This window comes from Arthrobacter sp. ov118, from assembly GCF_900116495.1.
In the GTDB taxonomy this organism is placed as follows: domain Bacteria; phylum Actinomycetota; class Actinomycetes; order Actinomycetales; family Micrococcaceae; genus Arthrobacter.
The window spans coordinates 1,158,597-1,178,667 of record NZ_FPAY01000001.1 but is presented as its reverse complement, the minus strand read 5'-3'; the positions used below and the strand labels follow the sequence as shown (position 1 = coordinate 1,178,667).

The following is a 20,071-nucleotide window of genomic DNA, read 5'->3' as shown; positions in this document are numbered from 1 at the left end:
CCTGCGTGTGCTGCCGGCCTTGCGCAGCCGGAAATACTCCCCGAGCCCGGGATGAACCGGGCCGCCGGGCCTGCCCCGGAACCCGGCACGCCTTGCCCATTTCCGGCACGTGTACCGGTTAAAGCCCAGTGACTCGGCAGCCCGGGCCACATTACCCAACCGATCCAGAACCGAGAAGAACTCGTCCTTCTGCTCCTGCGTGTATTTCCTGCTGGTTCGTGGTGCTTCCGCTAAAGACGACACGGTCGTTGCAACTCCCAATTTTCATTGAGTGTTGCAACGACCGCTAGAACTCGCCCGGGCCGGGATGGGCGCGATGTGACCCCGCGTTGCTAGGGACGCTGCCGGGATGTCGGGAAGCGGGACGCCGAGAAGATCGCCGGCGCCCTGCCGGCGCCGGTCGCGAGGTCGGCCAGGATCCTGCCCACGGCGGGGGTGAACTTGAAGCCGTGGCCGGAGAAGCCTGCGCCGATGACCAGCGGGCCGATCCGGTCCAGGATGAAGTTCTCGTCCTGGGTGGTCGTGTAGGTGCAGCTGATGTCGGTGAGGGAGTCGGCGTCGACCCCGGGCAGCCAGTCGCGGGCGTAGCGCTGCAGGGCTGCCCGCTGCCCGGGCTCGGGAGTGAACGTCCGCCGGTCCGGGTCAACGATCGGGCCCACCCCGTGCCAGCCGGCCTTGATTCCCTCGCCTGGCGTTTGCATGCCGTAAACGGGCGAACGCCAGTAAGCGTACGCGTCCCCGCTGCCAGGCGTGTGGTTGAAACCCGGCCACCGGGCGCCGTCATCCGCAATGGCAAAATGCGCGGGCTGTTCCTGCGTAACCGTCAGACGGGGAAGCGGCGCCACTCCGCCGAGCAGCTTGGTGGTCCAGCCGCCGACCGTGACCACCGCCTGCCTCGCGGTAAGCACCTCGGTCCGGCCGCCGGACTCAATGGTGAGCCGGACGCCGTCGTCGAGGACGCTTAGCTCCAGGACCTTCACATGATGGCGGATCTCGGCGCCGAGGCCGGCGGCGAGCCGCTGCATCGCCGGCAGCGCGGCGTCCGGGTTCAGCTGGCCGCCGTCCGGCATGTGAAGCACGCGCGTCTCGAACCGGATGCCCCGCCAGCGCTCGGCGGCTTCCTCGACGCTAAGGAACTCCGCCCGGAGCCCGGCGGAAAGCAGTGCATTCCGGACCTCGGGCAGCCGCGGATCGCTGCCGTGGTTCACGACACCGGTGCGGGCCAGCAGGCGCTCGCCGCTGTCCGCTTCGAGCTCGTTCCACAGCCGTGCGGACTCGGCCAGCATGGCGACGTAATCCGGATCCGCATAACCGGGGTTGAAGTTCCGGGTGGTGCCGTGGGAGGCGCCAATGCGGTGGCCGGGCCCGAACTGTTCGAGCAGGGTCACGTCCCGGCCGCGCCGTGCAACTGCCCACGCCGCGGCGGAACCCATCGCACCGCCGCCGATGATGACCGTGTCCAAGGTTCTCAAGGGTCCTCCTCCGGGATTCGTGCCGGTGGCCGGAAACCGGATCAGGCCAGCAGCAGGGCCACACCGATCATGGCCGGCACCGCTACTACCGTAGTGATCAGCACCGTGTCCTTGGCGACTGTTACGCCGGTGCGGTAACGGCTGGCAGCGACAAACACGTTTTGCGCGGTGGGCAGCGACGCTGTGACCACGGCGGCGAACAAAGCCTGCGCCTCCATGCCGAGGGCAAAGCGGGCAAACAGGAACGCCATCAGTGGATGGACGACGAGCTTGAAGAAACTCGCCAGCAGGGCGTCGAGCCGGCGGCCGGCAGCTGCCTGCAGCGGCCTGGAGCCGTTCAGGCTCATACCGAACGCGATCAGCATGGCCGGGATGGCCGCCCCGCCGATCAAGTGGATGGGCTCCAGAAGCAGCGGAGGCACCTGCCAGCCGGTTGCGGCCACGGTGAGACCCAGCGCAGTGCCCACAATCATCGGGTTCCGCAGGATCATGAGCACGAACCGCAGGGGGGTGGTGCGGTGCGAGCTCGTGGTGGCATCCAAAGACATGAGGAACAGCGGGGTGAAGAAGGCCAGCTGGAAGATGAGGAGGGGCGCCACGTAACTGGCGTCGCCGAGCACGAAGACGGCGATGGGAATGCCGAGGTTGGCAGAGTTGGCCAGGGATGCGCTCATGGAGGACATGAGGGATTCCGGAACGGTGCGCTTGAGCGCAAAACGGACAATGCCGAAGAACAGCACTGCCGTCGACACCGCTCCGACTGCGGTCACGAGCAGCGGGGCGGCAAAGACGTCGTGCAGGTTGGCCTTGCTGAGAGTCTCGAACAGCAGGGCCGGGCTGGCCACGAAGAAGGTCAGGGCGCTGAGGACGGAACGCGCATTATCGCCCAGGATGTTCCGTCGGCCCACGAACATGCCGACCAGGATGATGGCCCAGACAACGAAGAACCCCGCCAGTACCCCTAGCATGCGGCTCCCCCCGGCGGGGCGGGAGTGCGGCAGGGAAAGGTCACGGTTCCAGAGTAATCAGCTTTATTCGGGAGACCGCCCCATTACGCCCGGGCAGCGGCATGCCGTGTGTCACTTGGGCCGGGCGGCCGGCGGGTATGTCGACGATGCGGCGCCGGCGCGGGAGCGCCGGCAAGGCGGGGAACGCTAGTTAAGGACCGCGTTGTTCAGCGCGTGCGGCGGGCGCATGAGCCCGGGGGTCATGCCCTCCGCGGGGTCGTTGCCAATCTGGACAATCTTGTTGTCCTGATCCACATGGACCACCTTCGGGTTGTACGCCTTCGCCTCGTCCATGGTCATCTGGGCGTAGGTGATCAGGATGACGATGTCGTTCTCGTGCATCAGGTGGGCGGCGGCGCCATTGATACCGATCACGCCGGAACCGCGCTCGCCGGCGATCGTGTAGGTCTCGAGCCGCGCGCCGTTAGTGACATCGACAATTGCCACGAGCTCCCCGGGAAGGATGTCCGCTGCCTCCAGCAGATCCAGGTCAACGGTGACGGAGCCGACGTAGTGAAGGTCCGCGTGCGTGACCGTCGCGCGGTGGATCTTGGATTTGAACATTGTGCGATTCATAACGCCACTAGTCTAACGCGGGGCCCGCGTCCGCGCTGTGGCGCACTGCACACGGCCAGGCGGCTAGGCCCCTTACGCGGGCCGGTCCGCCGGGGCGGCGTCGAGCGTGCCCGCAGCCGTGGCCGGAACGATGGATGCCGCCGTCGCCGCAAGGATCTCTCGGGCTGCCAGAAGGGCCGGCCGTTTGGCACTGGACCGCCGCGCCGAGGTGAACACCGTCCGGTGCGGATCCCCGGGCAGGTCCAGGAGTTGCGAGCTGGTGCCGCGGCCCGTCCACACGAGGTCAGGCATGAGAGCAACCGCATTGCCGGATTCGATCAAGCGAATCTGGGCCTGCAGATCGGCCGTTTCGAAGCGGACGTCGGGCTCGAAGCCGGCGCTCCGGCAGGCCTGCTCGGCCCAGTGCCGGGAGGCCGCTCCGCGCGGTTCCATCACCCAGGGCAGCCCCGCGGTATCGGCCAGCGTCCTGATGGGGTCGCGCCCGGGCGAAGGGGGTGGGACGGCGAGTCGGATGGCGTCGCGGGTCAGAGCAACGCGGTCCAGTTCGGCGTAGTGCGGGGCGGCATGGCCCGGGTACTGCTCGGCGATCACGAGGTCGAAGTCGCGGGCCCACGTCTCGTGAAGGGCTGTCTCCGGTTCCCGCTGGGTCATTTCCACCCGGACTTCCGGGTAGCTGGCGGACATCCTGGTCAGGGTGTCCGGCATGAGTGCCAGCGCGGCGGACTGGAAGACCGCAATCCGCACGGTGCCTGTGACCGTGGTCAACGACGCCGCCAGATCCGCCTCCGCCTGCTCCAGCGTCTCGAGGAGCTGAGACGTGTGGGTCACGAGTACCTCGGCCTGGGGTGTCAGCTGGACCCGGCGTCCGGTTTTTCGTAGCAGTTCCACTCCTGCCTCCTTCTCAAGAAGGGCCAGTTGCTGAGAAACTGACGACGGGCTGTACTGGAGCGCCTCGGCCACCTCGGCTAAGGTGCCCCGGATCTTCAGCTCACGCAACAGTCGCAAACGCCGGACGTCCAGCATCATCGTTCCTTTGAAGATTTTAATGGTTATAAGTTAAGAAAATTCACTTTATCTAATGCAATCAGGCTTGCATACTGTTGCGACACGGTAAGGCCCATCACAAAGCTGTTTGGTGGGCATCACACCTAAGCAGGAGGCCCTGATGGCTACACGGGATTTGTCACAGTCGATCATGCGGCGCAAGCCCATCGACGACATTGAAGAAGAAAACAAGCACAGCGGACTGCACAAGAGCCTGGGTCTCTGGCAGCTGACGGCCATCGGGGTGGGCGGCATTATCGGCGTCGGCATCTTCTCTTTGGCGGGCCTTGTGGCCCACGGCAGCGAGAGCGAGCCCGGAGTCGGCCCGGCCGTGCTCGTCTCGTTCCTGATTGCTGGCCTGGCATCTGCCGCCGCGGCGCTGTCCTACGCGGAGTTCGCCGGCATGATCCCGCGGGCAGGCTCGGCCTACACCTATGGCTACGTAGCGCTAGGCGAGATAATCGGCTGGTTTATCGGCTGGGACCTGTTGCTGGAGTACATCGCCATCGTGGCCGTGGTGGCCATCGGCATTTCGGGCTACTTCGATGCTTTCCTCTCCGGCATCGGAATCCAAATGCCCACCTGGATGACCTCGACGCCGGATGAGGGCACGGGCGGCATCATCAACCTGCCGGCGATCCTCGTCTGCCTGCTGGTGACCTGGATCCTCTCCCGCGGCACCAAGACGTTTGGACGCTTCGAGCTGATTGCCGTCGGCATCAAGGTGTTCCTGATCCTGTTCATCATCGGGCTGGGAATTTTCTACATCAACACCAACAACTACAACCCGTTCTTTCCGAGCGGCTTCGGTCCGGTGGTGGCCGGCTCCGCCACGGTGTTCTTCGCGGTGTTCGGCTACGACGCCATGAGTACCGCGGCGGAGGAGGCAACTGACGGCAAGAAGCATATGCCCAAGGCGATCATCCTCTCGCTGGTCATCGCCATGCTGCTCTATGTTGCCGCCACCCTGGTGCTGACCGGCATGCAGAACTTCGCCGAGATTGACCCCAAGGCCGGCTTCGCCTCCGCCTTCAACAGCGTCGGGCTGCCGGTGATCGCGACCATCATCTCCGTGTTCGCCGTCCTGTCCATCCTCACGGTCATGCTGACCTTCCTCCTCGGCGTCACCCGCGTCTGGTTCTCGATGAGCCGCGACGGCCTGCTCCCTGGCTGGTTCTCGAAGACGGACCGGCACGGCACGCCGCAACGCGTGACCTGGATCGCCGGCGCCGGGTCGGCCGTCCTGGCCGGCATCCTCCCGATCAAGGCCGTGGCCGACCTGACCAACATCGGCATCCTGGCCGCGTTCGTCGTCGTCTGCGTGTCGGTGATCGTGTTCCGCTACAAGAAGCCCGACGCCCCGCGGACCTTCCGCCTGCCGCTGATGCCGCTGGTTCCGGCGTTCGGTGTGTTTGCCTCGCTGTTCCTGATGTTCCAGTTGCACTGGGAGACTTGGCTGCGGTTCGGCATCTGGCTCGTGATCGGCCTGATCATCTACTTCAGCTACGGCCGCAAGAACTCGCTGATGAATCCGGACAGCCCACGGCACGAGGAGATCGTGGAGATGCACCGCCCCCTGCCGTAACCACCCCACGCAGCTGACGCCCACCCCGTTGCGCTATCACTTTTGGCTGCCATTGGCAGGTTTTAAGGGCCAAAAGTGATAGCGCAACGGGTTTTTGGCGGGAGGGGCGTCGGCGGAAAAGATTTGGTTTTTCTAACCGGTATCGCTCAGAAAAGATCGCTTTATCTTATGGGAGTCCAGTCGCATACTGATTCTTAAGAGGTCCACATCTTGAGAAAGAATGAGTTTCAGCCATGACCAACATCTCCACCGAGCCGGGCGCTACCACCGGAACTGCCACCGGTCACACCGCCGTTTCGGAAGGCTCCCCGGTCCTCGAAGCCGCAGCGCTCGCAGAGGACACCATCGCAGTGGTGCGCCGCTGGCTCACCGAGGCCGCCAAAGTTCCCGTCGACGCCTCTGCCCAGCAGCTCGCTGGCGTCCTGAAGGACCCCAACGGCCTGGACTTCACGGTCGGGTTCGTCGACGGCGTCGTCCGCCCGGAAGACCTGCAGGTCGCCGGCCGCAACCTCGCCGCCCTGGCTCCCAAGGTGCCGGCGTTCCTGCCGTGGTACATGCGCAGCGCCGTCCGCCTCGGTGGCACCATGGCCCCCGTCCTGCCCCAGGTGGTCATCCCGGTGGCCCGCCGCGTCCTGCGCGAAATGGTCGGACACCTGATCGTCGATGCCACCGACGCCAAGCTGGGCCCGGCCATTGCCAAGATCCGCAAGGACGGCATCAAGCTCAACGTCAACCTCCTCGGCGAGGCGGTCCTCGGCGAGCACGAGGCCTCCCGCCGGCTCGAGGGCACCCACACCCTGCTGGCCCGCCCGGACGTCGACTACGTATCCATTAAGGTCTCCTCCACGGTGGCACCGCACTCCGCCTGGGCCTTCGATGAGGCCGTGGAGCATGTCGTGGAGAAGCTGACCCCGCTCTTCACCCGTGCTGCCTCCTACGCCGCCGCCGGGCAGAAAGCCAAGTTCATCAACCTGGACATGGAGGAATACAAGGATCTGGACATGACCATCGCGGTCTTCACCCGGATCCTGGACAAGCCCGAGTTCAAGAACCTCGAGGCCGGCATCGTGCTCCAGGCCTACCTGCCGGACGCCCTCGCCGCCATGATCCGCCTGCAGGACTGGGCCGCTGCCCGCCGCGCAGACGGCGGTGCCGCGATCAAGGTTCGCGTGGTCAAGGGCGCCAACCTCCCGATGGAACAGGTGGAAGCGTCCCTGCACGACTGGCCGCTCGCCACTTGGAACACCAAGCAGGACTCGGACACCAACTACAAGCGCGTCATCAACTACTCCCTGCACCCGGAGCGGATCCGCAACATCCGGATCGGCGTGGCCGGTCACAACCTCTTCGACATCGCCTTCGCCTGGCTGCTGGCCAAGCAGCGCGGCGTGGAATCCGGCATCGAATTCGAGATGCTGCTCGGCATGGCGCAGGGCCAGGCCGAGGCCGTCAAAAAGGACGTCGGCTCCCTCCTGCTGTACACCCCCGTGGTCCACCCCGCAGAGTTCGACGTCGCGATCGCGTATCTGATCCGCCGCCTCGAAGAAGGCGCCAGCCAGGACAACTTCATGTCCGCGGTCTTTGAACTCAGCGAGAACGAATCCCTCTTCGAGCGTGAGAAGCAGCGCTTCCTCGACTCCCTCGCCAAGCTCGACGACGAGGTCCCGCCGCCGAACCGCCAGCAGGACCGTGCCCTCCCGGCAGCCCCGCTCCCACACGACTCGTTCGAGAACACGCCGGACACCGATCCGTCCCTCCCGGCCAACCGGAACTGGGGCCGCGCCATCCTGGACCGCGTTCCGGGCTCGACGCTGGGCAACGCCTCAGTCGAGGCCGCCACGATCAGCGACGAGACGACCCTGAACACGGTCATCGATACCGCCGTCGAAAAGGGCAAGGCCTGGGGTGCGCTCTCCGGCGCCGAACGCGCCGAGATCCTGCACCGCGCCGGCGACGTCCTCGAATCGCGCCGGGCCGACCTCCTCGAGGTCATGGCCAGCGAGACCGGCAAGACCATCGACCAGGGCGATCCCGAGGTCAGCGAGGCCGTGGACTTTGCGCACTACTACGCCGAGTCGGCCCGCAAGCTCGACGACGTCGACGGCGCCACCTTCGTCCCATCCAAGCTCACCGTCGTGACGCCGCCGTGGAACTTCCCGGTCGCCATCCCGGCCGGCTCCACCCTGGCGGCGCTCGCCGCCGGCTCCGCCGTCGTGATCAAGCCCGCCAAGCAGGCCCGCCGCAGCGGCGCCGTCATGATCGAGGCCCTCTGGGAGGCCGGCGTCCCGCGCGACGTCCTCACGATGGTCCAGCTCGGTGAGCGCGAACTCGGCCAGCAGCTCATTTCCCACCCTGCAGTGGACCGCGTCATTCTCACCGGCGGCTACGAGACCGCAGAGCTGTTCCGCTCCTTCCGCAAGGACCTGCCGCTCCTGGCCGAAACCAGCGGCAAGAACGCCATCATCGTGACCCCGAGCGCGGACCTGGACCTTGCAGCCAAGGACGTGGCCTACTCCGCGTTCGGCCACGCCGGCCAGAAGTGCTCCGCCGCCTCGCTGGTGATCCTGGTCGGCTCCGTGGCCAAGTCCAAGCGCTTCCACAACCAGTTGATCGACGCCGTCACCTCGCTGAAGGTCGGCTACCCGGCGGACCCGACGAGCCAGATGGGCCCGATCATCGAGCCCGCCAGCGGCAAGCTCCTCAACGCCCTCACCACCCTCGGTGCGGGCGAGACCTGGGCCGTGGAACCCCGTCAGCTGGACGATACCGGTAAGCTCTGGAGCCCCGGCGTGCGCTCCGGCGTCAAGCGCGGATCCTACTTCCACCTCACCGAGTTCTTCGGCCCCGTCCTCGGCGTCATGACGGCGGAGACCCTTGAAGAGGCCATCGCGATCCAGAACCAGATCGAATATGGCCTCACCGCGGGCCTGCACTCCCTCGACGCCGACGAGCTCGGACTCTGGCTGGACACCATCCAGGCCGGCAACCTCTACGTCAACCGCGGCATCACCGGTGCAATCGTCCAGCGCCAGCCGTTCGGCGGCTGGAAGAAATCCGCCGTCGGCGCCGGCACCAAGGCTGGCGGCCCGAACTACCTGGTGGGCCTCGGCGACTGGGTCAGCAAGCCCAGCGCCGCCGGCACCCCGGCCGCCGCTGCCGCCCATTCCGGTGTCCGCCGGATCGAGGACGCGGCCAAGGGCTTCCTGTCGGCCGAAGAACTCGCAGCGCTGCAGCGCGCCCTAGCCTCCGACGCCCGGGCCTGGGCCGAGGAGTTCGGTGCCGCCAAAGACGTCTCGGGCCTCAGCGCCGAACGCAACGTCTTCCGCTACCGTGCCCTGCCGGTCACGGTCCGCCTCGCGGAAGGCGAATCGCTCGCCGGTCTCGCCCGCACCGTCGCCGCCGGCGTCCTGGCAGGCTCCGCGCTGACGATCTCGTCCGCCGTCGAACTGCCCGCCCAGTTCCGCGCCGCCCTTTCCGGGCTCGGCATCTCCGCCACGGTGGAGAACGACGCCGCGTGGCTGGCTGCCACCGGCAACCTCGCCGCGGCCGGCAAGCTGTCCGGAGCCCGGATCCGGCTCATCGGCGGGGACGCCAAGGCGCTGGCCGAGGCCACGCGCGGCCGCCCGGACCTGGCGGTCTACGTCCACCCGGTCACCGAGGCCGGGCGCGTGGAATTGCTGCCGTTCCTCCACGAGCAGGCCATCAGCATCACGGCGCACCGCTTCGGCACGCCGAACCACCTCTCGGACGCCCTGATCTAACCCGGGCATGCTAATATGCCGGCGCCGCCGTGAAGCACCAGAGGGTGCGGCACGGCGGCGCCGGCGTTAAAGGGTGGACGGCGCTAGGTGGGCGGGGTTAGTCGGGCGCCGGCGTTAGACCGGCGGCCCGCCTAACCGAAGTACCAGCCCGGCGGCGCCCAGGAAGCCGGGACCGCGTGGGCGGAATAGTCATCGCAGCCCGAGCAGAAGTAGGTCACCTCAGCGAGCTTGCTGACGGAGCCGTCCCTGTGGTGGGTAGCCGGGACGAAGGACTCCAGATAAATGAACTCGTCCGTGCCGCAGCGTTCGCAGAACGGATTGGCGACGTAGTCGGTCTCGGCCAAGGTGGCCGGGCGGATGGTCCGCCGGCCCAGACTGGAGGACGGGGCGGTGCTGGAGGACGGGACCGTGGAGTGTTGAACAGTGCTGGCGCGCTGGGCGGTGCCGGCGCGCTGGACGGTGCTGGAGCGCTGGGCGGCGCCATGGTGCACCGCGGCATTTGCTGGACGGGCGGCCCGTGAGCCGTGGGCGGCGGGGGAGGGCAGTATGGGGTGGTTCGTGGCTGGCGTCATTGTCGGCCTATCCCGAACGGTCCGGCACCCAGCCATACAGCATCAGCGACGGATAGCGTTCGTATTTCGAATCGTTGTCGAGGCCACTTCTTGACCTCGTCCGGGTCGATCTTGGGTAGTGTCAGGATAGATGAAGTACCTGCACGGTTCAATGGTCAAGTAAGTACTCCGCCCCGCCGGGTAGTCCGTCCCGTAAGTACAGCCGCCAGCGGCACCCGCGTCAGGCCTGGCGCTTCAGGGTGCGGCCCACGATCGCCTGGGTCAGGGCATCGATCACTTCGGCGTTGGCCAGGGGGTTGCGGATGAGCGTGAAGTCGACGTCGCCCACGGGCGGCAGGTCGAAGCGGCGGGTGATGATTTTCAGATCCTCCGGCACCAGGGAGGAGGGCATTACCGCCACTCCGATGCCGGCCCGGACGGCGGCCAGCACGCCGCTGATCTGGCGCGTGGTGCAGGTGATCCGCCAGGTCCGGCCGGCGGCCTCAAGGGCGTCAATCGCAAGCTTCCTGCTCAGGCTGGGGGAGGGATACGCAATCAGCGGCACCGGATCGGCCGGATCCAGCGCTGTCTGCTCCAGACCCACCCAGGCGAAGACGTCCTGCTGGACCACCGTCCCGTCCTTGGCCCCGGCCACCCACTTCACAAATACCAGGTCCAACTGGCCCGCGTTGAGCCGCTTGTAGAGCTGGTCGCTTTGGCCCACCGTAAGTTCGAGGTTGATCTGTGGATAAATCTGCCGGAACTCCCGGAGGATACGCGGCAGCCCGGTGATGGCGAGATCGTCGGCCGTGCCGAAGCGCAGCCGGCCGCGCATCGCCGACCCCGAGAAATACCGGCTTGCGGCATCGTGCGCGGCGACAATGCTCCGGGCGAAACCGGCCATGGCATCGCCGTTGTCGGTGAGCCGCACGCCGCGGGTGTCCCGGGCAATGAGCACCCGCTTGGCGGCAGCTTCCAGCTTCCGGACGTGCTGGCTGACGGTGGGCTGGGCCAGGCCGAGGCGTTCTGCCGCCTTGGTGAAACTCAGCGTTTCGGCCACGGCCAGGAAGGAACGGAGCTGGGCGGGCTCAAACATGGGCGTCTCCCGGGTCGGGCGTTCCGGCCCTCGCATTGCGATTCGTAATGCTAGTTATGCCGGGAATAGCCTTCCATAATCTCGTGGGGCCAGCCTAGCGTTAAGTCCATCCCACTCACCCGCTCTCTTGAGGACTTTGCCGTGGCACCCCCTGCGCCGTTAGAGGCGAACACAGCTTCCCTGCCGGACACCATCACCCAACCCATCGCCGTCGTCAACGAGCGCCTCCCGTGGCGCCACACCTTTATTTCGCTCAAGGTCCGCAATTTCCGCATCTTCGCGATGGGTCACTTCATCGCCGTCGTCGCGCTCTGGATGCAGCGGATCGCCCAGGACTGGCTGGTGCTCCAGCTCTCCGGTTCCGTCACCGCCGTCGGCATCACCGTGGCGCTGCAGTTCCTTCCGTCCCTGTTCCTGGGCCCGTGGGCCGGCATGATAGCGGACCGCTTCGCGAAGCGGAAGATCCTCATGCTGTGCCAGTCCGTGGCCGCGGTGCTCGCTGCGTCCCTTGCCGTGCTGGCCCTCACCCAGCGGATCCAGGTCGCGCACGTCTACGTGATCGCCCTGGTCCTGGGCCTCGTCACCGTGCTGGACCAGCCGGCCCGTCAGGTCTTTGTCAATGAACTCGTGGGGCCGCTCTACCTGCGCAACGCGATAAGTGTGAACTCCACCATCTTCCAGCTCGGCGGTCTGATCGGTCCTGCCATTGCCGGGGTCCTGCTGACCGCCGTCGGCGCGGGCTGGGCCTTTGCCGCGAACGCCGTGGCCTGCTGCTGCACCGTGGCCATGCTCCTGAGCCTGCGCAAGGACCAGCTGCACGTCGGCACTCCGGCCGCAAAGCGCCGGGGCATGCTGAGGGAAGGGCTGGACTACGCGCTCAGCAAGCCCACTATTTACTGGCCCTGGCTGATGGCCGGGTTCGTCGCGGTGTTCGCGATGAGCCTGCCGGTGCTGCTCGCCGCGTTCGCGGACCACGTGTACGACGCCGGTGCCGGCGGCTACGGCCTGCTCAACACGCTCGTGGCGCTCGGCGCCCTGGCCGGCGCCATCACCTCGGCCCGGCGGCGAAGGCTCCGGCTCCGCTCCGTGGTCCTGGGTGCGGGGATGTACGGTCTCATGCTGTGCCTGGCGTCCCGGGCCCCGTCAATGCCTTGGTTCGGGGCGGCCATGGTGCTCGCCGGCTTCTGGTGCCTCATGTTCCTGACTGCCGCGAACCAGCTGGTGCAGGTCAGCGCCAACCTGGCAATCCGTGGCCGCGTCATGAGCCTGTACATCATGGTGCTGATCGGCGGCCAGGCCATCGGCGGCCCGATGGTCGGCTGGCTCGCCGAGCACGCGGGCCCGCACACCGCTGTCCTCATTGCCGGGGGCGTGCCGCTGCTCGCTGCGGCGACAGTCGCCGTCGTGCTGGCGCGGCGCGGGCAGCTCATGCTCAAAGTGGACCTGAAGGACCGGCGCCGGCTGGTGCGGATCGTTTCGAACCCGGGCCGCTAGCGGGCCTATCCTTGTACTGATTCCACCCTTATTGACCTTGGAGGTTCCATGATCCGGAAGGCCGGTGCCGGGGACGCCGCCGCCCTGGCTGACCTGGCGGCGGTGACCTTCCCGCTCGCTTGCCCGCCGGGCTCGTCGCCTGAGGACATCCGTATCCACCTCAAGCGGACGCTCAGCGAGGACCGGTTCGCGGAATACCTCGCCGACAGCAAAATCGCCATCCTGGTGCTTGAGGAAGGCGGCCAGCTTGACGGGTACACGCTGCTCGTCGACCGGCAGGCAACGGACCCCGATGTGCTCCGCGCCCTCAGCGCACAGCCCTCCGTTGAACTGAGCAAGTGCTATGTGCACCCGGACCACCACGGACGGGGCGCCGCCTCTGCGCTGATGCTGGCCTCTTTGGACTGGGCCGCGGACCAGGGAGCGGCAGGCGTTTGGCTGGGGGTCAACAGCGAGAACGCCAAGGCGATCCGCTTCTACGAGAAGTCGGGCTTCACCAGGGTCGGGACGAAGTCATTCACCCTTGGCGATTCAGTGGAGAACGACTTCATCCTGGAGTACGCCCTGCCCCGGAAGGTCTGACGACGGCGCTCCCCGGCCCCTGACGATACGTTACATACAGGCAAACCCCCTGCAGTGTACGTTTGTACATAACGCTTACGTGAAGGGGAAACTTGTGGAGCAGTATTTTGCGGGCGACAGCAGGACGATGCAGGAACGGATGCTCGCCGGAGACCTTTACATCGCCGACGATCCGCAGCTCGCCGCCGACAACAGCCGCGGCATGGAACTCGCCGACCGCTATGGCAGGACGTGGACCGGTGACCGCGAGGAAGCAAAGAGGATCCTGGCCGACCTCCTCGGCTCGATCGGCGAGGGCACGGAGATCCGGCCGCCGCTGTTTGTCGACTACGGCAAGTATCTCCGGATCGGCTCCCGAACCTTCATCAACTTCAACTTCACGGCACTGGACGTGGCTGCTATCACCATCGGCGACGACGTCCAGATCGGCCCCAACGTCCAGCTGCTCACGCCCACGCACCCCGTGGAGCCCGGGCTGCGCCGGGACAAGCTCGAGGCGGCGCAGCCGATCACCATCGGTGACAACGTCTGGATCGGCGGCGGGGCGATCATCCTGCCCGGGGTCACCGTGGGGGAGAACTCGGTGATCGGCGCCGGGTCGGTGGTCACGAAGGACGTGCCGGCGAACGTCGTCGCCGTCGGCAATCCCGCCCGCGTCATCCGCAGCATTTGAGCGAGCGCCGGTACGATCCCAACCGCCGGCAGCGGCTCATAGAGGTGACCCTCGACGTCATCGCCGAACACGGTGTGGCAGCCACCACCCACCGGAAGGTCGCCCAGGCCGCGGACGTTCCCCTCGGTTCGCTGACTTACCACTTCAAGGGCCTCGACGATCTGCTCGCCGCCGCCTTCACAAAACTTGCCGACGAGACCGCCGACGGATTTGAGGCAACCCTGGCTGGCGCCGAGGGACCGGACGCGGCGCGGGCAGCGGTGGCGGCGCTCATCACCGGAGACATGCTCGGGGAACGCCGGAACGTCCTGCTGACCTACGAGCTTTACGCCCTGGCCGCGCGCCGCCCGGACCTGCGCCGGGTGACCGAGAACCGGATGGCCAGGAGCCGTGCCGCCCTGGCGCGGCATTTCGAGCCCGCCACAGCCGAGATGCTCGACGCCCTGATCGAAGGGCTTTGCCTCCACAGGGCGCTTGCCGTGATCCCCATGTCCGCCGAGACGGTGCGCGAAGCCGTGAACAGAATCGTGGGTCCGCTGTGAACAGCCCGCCGCTGGCGAAAGGGGTTCCAGCAGGGACTCCCACCGTTGGGTGAAAAGCTGGTTGGGTTGTTGATAGGCCCGAGCAGGACACTCCCAGAACACGTGTGCTGTGCTGACGTGCGCCCACCCCCACGCCGCTCCTGTATAGCGCGTTGGTGACTGGGAGCGGGTCAGGTGCCTGCCATGAAGTCGAACCCTGAGAAAGAGAAAAATTGCCGCACGAAGCGCCGCTCTCCGGAATCCGGCAGGCTCCATCAAGGATGCCAGCCGAATCTCGCGCTGTACCTCCCACGCCAACTCACGGCTCCGGGATCCCGATGGCCGGGCTCCTCGTCCTGGCCGCGGCCGGTTTCACCGCCGTCACCACTGAATTGCTGCCCTCCGGGCTGTTACCCGAGATCAGCCGTGAACTGGGAGTGCAGGAATCAGCCGTAGGGTCACTGACGGCTGTGTACGCGGCCGTCATCGTGTTCACGGCCCTGCCCCTTTCCCGGCTGCTGGCCGGACGGGTGCCCCGCAAGACGCTCTTGATCGCCACGGTGTTCGCCTTCGCCCTCAGCAACGTGCTGCTGGCCCTCAGCCTCAATCTGCCTTTGGCCATTGCGGCCAGGCTCCTTGGCGGTGTGGCCCACGGGCTTCTCTGGTCAAGCATGGCGCCGTACGTGGCTCGAATCGTGCCGGCGCATTCCGTCGGCAAGGCCATGGCCATCGTCTTCAGCGGAAACAGCATCGCCCTGGCCGTCGGTGCGCCGATTGGCACAATGATGGGCGCCGTGCTGTCCTGGCGTACATCCTTCCTGGTTCTGGCCGGGGTCGCGGCGGTCCTCGCGCTGGTGGCGGTGTGGCTGCTCCCGGCCGCCGCGGACGCGGGCCGCGGGTCAACGCCGTCCTTGCGCCGGGCCCTCGCTGTTCCTGGCGTCATCGCAGTCGCCACGGCTTGGCCTCTTCTGCTGCTGGGGCACTTCGCGCTCTTCACGTATATCGCCCCGTTCCTCCTGAGCGCGGGCCTGCCGGCGAACGCCACCGGCATTTCCCTGTCGGTGATCGGCGTCGCGAGCCTGGTGGGGATCTGGATCGCCGGCATCACCGCAGACTCCCGCCCGAGGCTCTCTCTGCTGACGGCAGTTGCACTGTTCCTGCTGGCCTTCGCCCTCCTCCCTGTGCTCGGCGGAACCTGGGCCGGCGCGTTCACGCTGCTGGCCCTCTGGGGGACGGCCTTCGGAGCCATCGGCATCTACAACCAGGCAGCGATCCTCCGAGCCGGCGGCGAGCACAGGGACGCCGCCAACAGCCTGACCGTCGTCACCATCCAACTGGGCATCGCCGTCGGCGCCGCATACGGCGCGGCTGCCTTCACCACGCTGGGTGCCGGACTCGTGCCACTCGCCGCTGCAATCCCGGTAGCGGCCGCCCTTGGCATCATCGCGGCCAGCCGCAAGAGTGGCTACCCTGCGGGCCCCCGCGAGCTACGCAGGTGATGCGCCGGAGCCGGAATTTGTGCACTGGTTAGCGACTTCTGCGCCGGTTAAGGACAGCCGCTGCGCGGATCCGCGCAGCGGTTGTCTTATTTCGTAGCGGAAACCCGGCAGCGGTGCGGAAACGCCGGGCGGGGAGGGAGTGCCGGGCCTGGAGCCCGGATGAGGAAGCGATTGGAGCGGCTGACGGGAATCGAACCCGCGTGTCAAGCTTGGGAAGCTAGCGCTCTACCATTGAGCTACAGCCGCAGTGGGAGGACCGGCATTCCGGTCATTCATCCCGTGCGAAACAACGAGATTTACATTACCCCAGTCGGAAGCCTTCTTCGAACAGCCACACTTCGTCCCGGTGCGGGCGGGCCGGGCCCCGTGCGGTATTTTTGAACCTGTGCTGATCTCTGACCGCGACATTCGAACCGAAATCGACTCCCAGCGGATTGTCCTCGAACCGTTCGACCCTGTCATGGTCCAGCCGTCCTCGGTGGACGTCAGGATCGACAAGTTCTTCCGGCTGTTCGACAACCACAAATACGCCCACATTGATCCGGCCGAGGAGCAGCCCGAACTGACCCGGCTGGTGGAAGTGGAGTCCGGGGAGCCGTTCATCCTGCATCCGGGGGAATTCGTCCTGGGCTCCACGTACGAGACCGTGACGCTGCCGGACGACATCGCGGCCCGCCTCGAGGGCAAGTCCTCGCTCGGCCGGCTCGGCCTGTTGACGCACTCGACGGCGGGTTTCATCGACCCCGGGTTCTCCGGCCACGTCACCCTTGAGCTGTCCAACATGGCCACGCTGCCCATCAAGCTTTGGCCCGGCATGAAGATCGGCCAGCTGTGCTTCTTCCGGCTTTCCTCCGCCGCGGAGCACCCCTACGGTTCGGGCCAGTACGGCAACCGCTACCAGGGCCAGCGCGGCCCCACGGCCAGCCGCAGCCACCTGAATTTCCACCGTACGGACATTTAGGCAGTACGGACATCTAGGCGGCCCGGGCAGGAGTCCGGGCCAGCCTTACGCTGGGCCGGTGTTCGGGACAACCGGGCGCCGCGCCGGGCGGCGCAGCAGCCGGACGATTGGTTCCACGAACCGGGCGGCCAGCGGCCCCACGATCGCCATGATTAGAACATAGGCCGTGGCGAGGGCCGCCAGGTTCGAGGGCACCACGCCGGAAGCAACGGCCAGGCCTGCGATGACAATGGAAAACTCGCCCCGCGCAATCAGCGCGGCCCCGGCACGAAAACGGCCGGGAACTCCAATCCCGGCCCGTTTCGCCGCCCAAAATCCGGTGATCATCTTGGTGGCTGCGGTCACCAAGGCCAATAACAGGGCCCAGCCCAGGACCGGAGGGATGGACCGCGGATCTGTGTTGAGGCCAAAAACCACAAAGAAGATCGCCGCGAAAAGGTCCCGGAGCGGCTCCAGGACGCGCGTGGCACTGTGGGCCGTGGCGCCGGAGATCGCGATGCCGAGCATGAACGCGCCCACCGCGGCGGAGACCTGCATGGCGGCGGCCAGCCCGGCGACGAGCAGCGCCGCCCCGAGCAGATTGAGGAGGAAGACCTCGGAGTTCTCGCTGTGCACGGCTTTGGACACGTGGTGGCCGTGCCGGAGGGCCACCACCAGGACGAGGGTGACGACGGCCAGGGAAATTCCAACGGTCTGCAGGCCGAGCAGGAAGCTGACGCCGGCCAGGGTGGCGGTCAGCACCGGAAGGTAGATGGCCATGGCAAGGTCCTCGAAAACCAGGATGGAAAGGACCACCGGGGTTTCCCGGTTGCCGATCCGGCCGAGGTCCGTGATGACCTTGGCTGCGATGCCGGAGGACGAAATGTACGTCACGCCGCCCATCACCATCGCTCCCACGACGCCCCAGCCGAGCATCACGGCCAGTCCTGCACCGGGCAGAAAATTGAGCACCAGATCCAGGACCCCGGCCTGCCAGGACCGCCGCAGCCCGGTGACGAGCTCGGCGGCCGTATATTCCAGTCCAAGCATAAGCAGGAGGAGGATGACGCCGATTTCGCTGGAGAGGTGGGCGAACTCGTGCATGCCTTCAAGCTTGACGAGTCCTCCAGCGCCGAAAAACAGGCCGCCCAGCAGGTAGAGCGGGATGGGGGACATGCCGATCCGCCCAGCCAGCCTGGCCAGCAGACCGAGGCAGAAGACGACAGCCCCCAGCTCGATCAGGGCCAGTGCGAGCGGGTCCATCCCGGTTATCCGTTGCGGAGGATGCCGGCCGCCGTGTCCAGGCCTTCTTGCGTTCCCACCGCAACGAGGAGGTCCCCGGGGTGGAGTACGACGTCGGGCCCCGGGGAAGGGACGACCTCGCCTTCGCGCATGATGGCCACGATAGAGACCCCGCTGCGGGTCCGGATGCAGGCCTTGCCCATCGGCTGGTTCTGGAAGGGGGATTCGGCACTGATCGAGAACTGGCGGGTGACAATGCCGGGGACTTCCCGGTGCGCTTCCGCGAGCTGCATGATGAGGCGCTGGCCGCCCAGGAGGTTGCCCAGGGTGGCGGCCTCGTCCGCGGTCAGCGGGATGGAGGCCTGGCACGTGTCAGGATCATCCCAGGCCGAGACGATGAGTTCCGTCTGACCTTCACGGTATTCGACCACGCCGATCCGGCGGCCGGAGGCGGTCATGAAGTCCTTGCGCCGGCCGAGGCCGGGGAGGTCTGTCTCATCCACGTTCATACCTTCAGCCTAGTGCGCGAACCGGATTTGCGGACGCCTCAGGCTGCGGGGACGACGGCGATCTGGGCATTGTCCGGGGCCTTGACCGGCAGCAGGGCCAGCAGGCCCGCGAGCAGCACAAACATGATGCCGAGAATTCCCCAGCGCTGGGCCTGACCGGTGGCCACGTAGGGCGTGGCGATGGTGATGCACAGGGTGAAAAGTGCCGGTGCGAGGAAACTCACGGCCCGGCCCGTGGTGGCATAGAGGCCGAAGAGCTCCCCGGATTCGCCCTGCGGCGCGAGCCGGCCGAGGTAGGCACGGGACGAGGACTGGGCCGGCCCGACGAAGAGGCACAGGAACAGGCCGAAGACCCAGAACGTTTTGCTCCCGGTCCAGTCCACGCCGAAGACGTGGTGGTTCCCGCTGCCGAGCAGCAGTATGGCGGTGCCCGCGAGCAAAAGGCCGACCAGTGACGCGACGATGACGGCCTTGGGCCCGATCCTGTCATCCAGGGAACCGCCGAGCATGGCGCCGGCGGCCGCCACGATGTTTCCGAAAATGGCGAAGACGATGACGTCCTTGAGCTCGAACCCGAAGGTTCCGGCTGCGATCACCCCGCCGAAGGTGAACACGGCGGCCAGCCCGTCCCGGAAGATAGCGCTGGCGAGCAGGAAGTAAATGGTGTGCGGGCTGGTCCGGTAGATCGCTTTGATGCGTCGGACGAGCAGCCCATAGGAAGCGAAGAAGCCAAGGCTGGCGCCCCGCGCGGAGCGTGGCAGCTCCGGAACGGCGACGAGCACGGGCAGGGCGAAAACGAAGAACCACAGGGCGGAAAACACCGCCACCAGCCGGATATTCAGGCCCTCTGCGGTGGAAGCGCCAAACCAGCCGAAGCTGGGCTGGACGAAGAGCTGGAGCACAATCAGAAGCGCCACGATGCCTCCGAGATACCCCATCCCCCAGCCGAAGCCACTGACCTTGCCGATGTTCCGCGGCGTGGAGATCTGGGTGAGCATGGCGTTGTAGTTGACCCCGGCGAATTCGAAGAAAACGTTGGCCAGCGCGATCAGCGTGACGCCGAGGGCCAGGAAGTCCGGCCGCGGAAAGACAAAGAAGCACAGCCCGGTCAACAGGACGACGGCGGCCGTGTTGACTCCCAGCCAGAGCCTGCGCCGCCCGCCGGCGTCCGACCGCTGTCCGGTGACCGGGGCCAGGAGCGCGACCGCCGCGCCGGCAACGGCCAGCGCGGTGCCCAGGACCGCCGAGGCCTGGTCCTCGCCGCCGAATGCCTTGGAGGTCAGGTAGACGGTGAAGACAAAGGTGGTCATGACGGCGTTGAAGGCTGCCGAGCCCCAGTCCCAGGCGGCCCAGGCGAGGATGCGGCCCTTGTGCGAGACGGGACTTGCCGATTCCAGCTCGGACGACGCTGGCATGGCTTCGGGGGCGGCAGTGTTCATAGCCTGAATGGTAGTCGGAGCCCCGCCCGAAAGAATTTGTACACGCTTGGTAAACTGGCCCCACCGAACCTAACGAATAA

Annotated in this window: 17 protein-coding genes, 1 tRNA gene and 1 pseudogene; 8 read left to right on the top strand and 11 right to left on the bottom strand. The window is 66.7% G+C overall.

Going from position 1 to position 20,071, the window contains the following annotated elements; translation table 11 throughout:
• The 5 genes and pseudogenes from BM372_RS20830 to BM372_RS05455 all read right to left on the bottom strand — a co-directional run.
• A pseudogene (locus BM372_RS20830) lies at positions 1 to 243 on the bottom strand (hypothetical protein); the annotation flags it as partial.
• 89 nt (positions 244 to 332) lie between these two features.
• Positions 333 to 1,472 carry an FAD-dependent oxidoreductase gene (locus BM372_RS05470; protein WP_090952777.1) on the bottom strand — a complete coding sequence of 380 codons (1,140 nt, stop codon included), beginning with the start codon at positions 1,470 to 1,472 and terminating at the stop codon, positions 333 to 335.
• A gap of 41 nt (positions 1,473 to 1,513) precedes the next feature.
• Positions 1,514 to 2,440 carry an AEC family transporter gene (locus tag BM372_RS05465; protein WP_090952775.1) on the bottom strand — a complete coding sequence of 309 codons (927 nt, stop codon included), beginning with the start codon at positions 2,438 to 2,440 and terminating at the stop codon, positions 1,514 to 1,516.
• Positions 2,441 to 2,626: 186 nt separating this feature from the next.
• Positions 2,627 to 3,055 (bottom strand): aspartate 1-decarboxylase, encoded by a 429-nt coding sequence (gene panD, locus BM372_RS05460; protein WP_177235886.1) that lies wholly within the window; start codon positions 3,053 to 3,055, stop codon positions 2,627 to 2,629.
• 72 nt (positions 3,056 to 3,127) lie between these two features.
• Entirely contained in the window at positions 3,128 to 4,078 is a 951-nt protein-coding gene (locus BM372_RS05455; protein WP_090953022.1) for a LysR family transcriptional regulator, read from the bottom strand.
• Between the two features lie 142 nt (positions 4,079 to 4,220).
• On the opposite strand from BM372_RS05455, the gene BM372_RS05450 reads away from it, so the two are divergent.
• Positions 4,221 to 5,684 carry an amino acid permease gene (locus BM372_RS05450; RefSeq protein WP_090952771.1) on the top strand — a complete coding sequence of 488 codons (1,464 nt, stop codon included), beginning with the start codon at positions 4,221 to 4,223 and terminating at the stop codon, positions 5,682 to 5,684.
• A gap of 233 nt (positions 5,685 to 5,917) precedes the next feature.
• A complete protein-coding gene (locus BM372_RS05445) occupies positions 5,918 to 9,445 on the top strand; it encodes a bifunctional proline dehydrogenase/L-glutamate gamma-semialdehyde dehydrogenase (protein WP_090952769.1) in 3,528 nt (1,175 codons plus the stop codon).
• Between the two features lie 131 nt (positions 9,446 to 9,576).
• Here the strand turns inward: BM372_RS05445 and BM372_RS20620 are convergent, their stop codons facing one another.
• Positions 9,577 to 10,017 carry a hypothetical protein gene (locus BM372_RS20620; protein WP_177235885.1) on the bottom strand — a complete coding sequence of 147 codons (441 nt, stop codon included), beginning with the start codon at positions 10,015 to 10,017 and terminating at the stop codon, positions 9,577 to 9,579.
• A 220-nt stretch (positions 10,018 to 10,237) separates the two neighbouring features.
• Positions 10,238 to 11,092: a LysR substrate-binding domain-containing protein gene (locus BM372_RS05435; protein ID WP_090952767.1), complete on the bottom strand. Its 855-nt coding sequence runs from the start codon at positions 11,090 to 11,092 to the stop codon at positions 10,238 to 10,240.
• A 141-nt stretch (positions 11,093 to 11,233) separates the two neighbouring features.
• Between BM372_RS05435 and BM372_RS05430 the strand changes: the two genes are divergently transcribed.
• The 5 genes from BM372_RS05430 (at position 11,234) to BM372_RS05410 (ending at position 15,861) form a co-directional block, all read left to right on the top strand.
• A complete protein-coding gene (locus BM372_RS05430) occupies positions 11,234 to 12,586 on the top strand; it encodes an MFS transporter (protein ID WP_090952765.1) in 1,353 nt (450 codons plus the stop codon).
• Between the two features lie 48 nt (positions 12,587 to 12,634).
• Complete coding sequence (locus BM372_RS05425) at positions 12,635 to 13,168, top strand: GNAT family N-acetyltransferase (RefSeq protein ID WP_090952763.1); 534 nt, start codon at positions 12,635 to 12,637, stop codon at positions 13,166 to 13,168.
• 127 nt (positions 13,169 to 13,295) lie between these two features.
• Positions 13,296 to 13,841: a sugar O-acetyltransferase gene (locus BM372_RS05420; protein ID WP_090952761.1), complete on the top strand. Its 546-nt coding sequence runs from the start codon at positions 13,296 to 13,298 to the stop codon at positions 13,839 to 13,841.
• Positions 13,838 to 14,383 (top strand): TetR/AcrR family transcriptional regulator, encoded by a 546-nt coding sequence (locus BM372_RS05415; protein WP_090952759.1) that lies wholly within the window; start codon positions 13,838 to 13,840, stop codon positions 14,381 to 14,383. Before BM372_RS05420 ends, BM372_RS05415 begins: the two co-directional genes overlap by 4 nt.
• 260 nt (positions 14,384 to 14,643) lie before the next feature.
• On the top strand, positions 14,644 to 15,861 hold the full coding sequence (locus BM372_RS05410) for an MFS transporter (protein WP_090952757.1): 1,218 nt from the start codon (positions 14,644 to 14,646) through the stop codon (positions 15,859 to 15,861).
• A 172-nt stretch (positions 15,862 to 16,033) separates the two neighbouring features.
• Here BM372_RS05410 and BM372_RS05405 read toward each other — a convergent pair.
• A tRNA-Gly gene (locus BM372_RS05405) sits at positions 16,034 to 16,107 on the bottom strand.
• A gap of 139 nt (positions 16,108 to 16,246) precedes the next feature.
• Here BM372_RS05405 and dcd point away from each other — a divergent pair.
• Positions 16,247 to 16,822, top strand: a complete 576-nt coding sequence (dcd, locus tag BM372_RS05400) for a dCTP deaminase (RefSeq protein WP_090952755.1) — start codon at positions 16,247 to 16,249, stop codon at positions 16,820 to 16,822.
• A 45-nt stretch (positions 16,823 to 16,867) separates the two neighbouring features.
• On the opposite strand, the gene BM372_RS05395 is transcribed toward dcd, so the two are convergent.
• The 3 genes from BM372_RS05395 to BM372_RS05385 are packed head-to-tail and all read right to left on the bottom strand — an operon-like array spanning position 16,868 to position 19,991.
• Complete coding sequence (locus tag BM372_RS05395; protein WP_090952753.1) at positions 16,868 to 18,064, bottom strand: cation:proton antiporter; 1,197 nt, start codon at positions 18,062 to 18,064, stop codon at positions 16,868 to 16,870.
• 5 nt (positions 18,065 to 18,069) lie between these two features.
• Positions 18,070 to 18,552, bottom strand: coding sequence for a cation:proton antiporter regulatory subunit (locus BM372_RS05390; RefSeq protein ID WP_090952751.1), 483 nt, complete (start codon positions 18,550 to 18,552; stop codon positions 18,070 to 18,072).
• A 38-nt stretch (positions 18,553 to 18,590) separates the two neighbouring features.
• Positions 18,591 to 19,991, bottom strand: a complete 1,401-nt coding sequence (locus tag BM372_RS05385) for an MFS transporter (protein ID WP_090952749.1) — start codon at positions 19,989 to 19,991, stop codon at positions 18,591 to 18,593.
• Between the last annotated feature and the right edge of the window lie 80 nt (positions 19,992 to 20,071).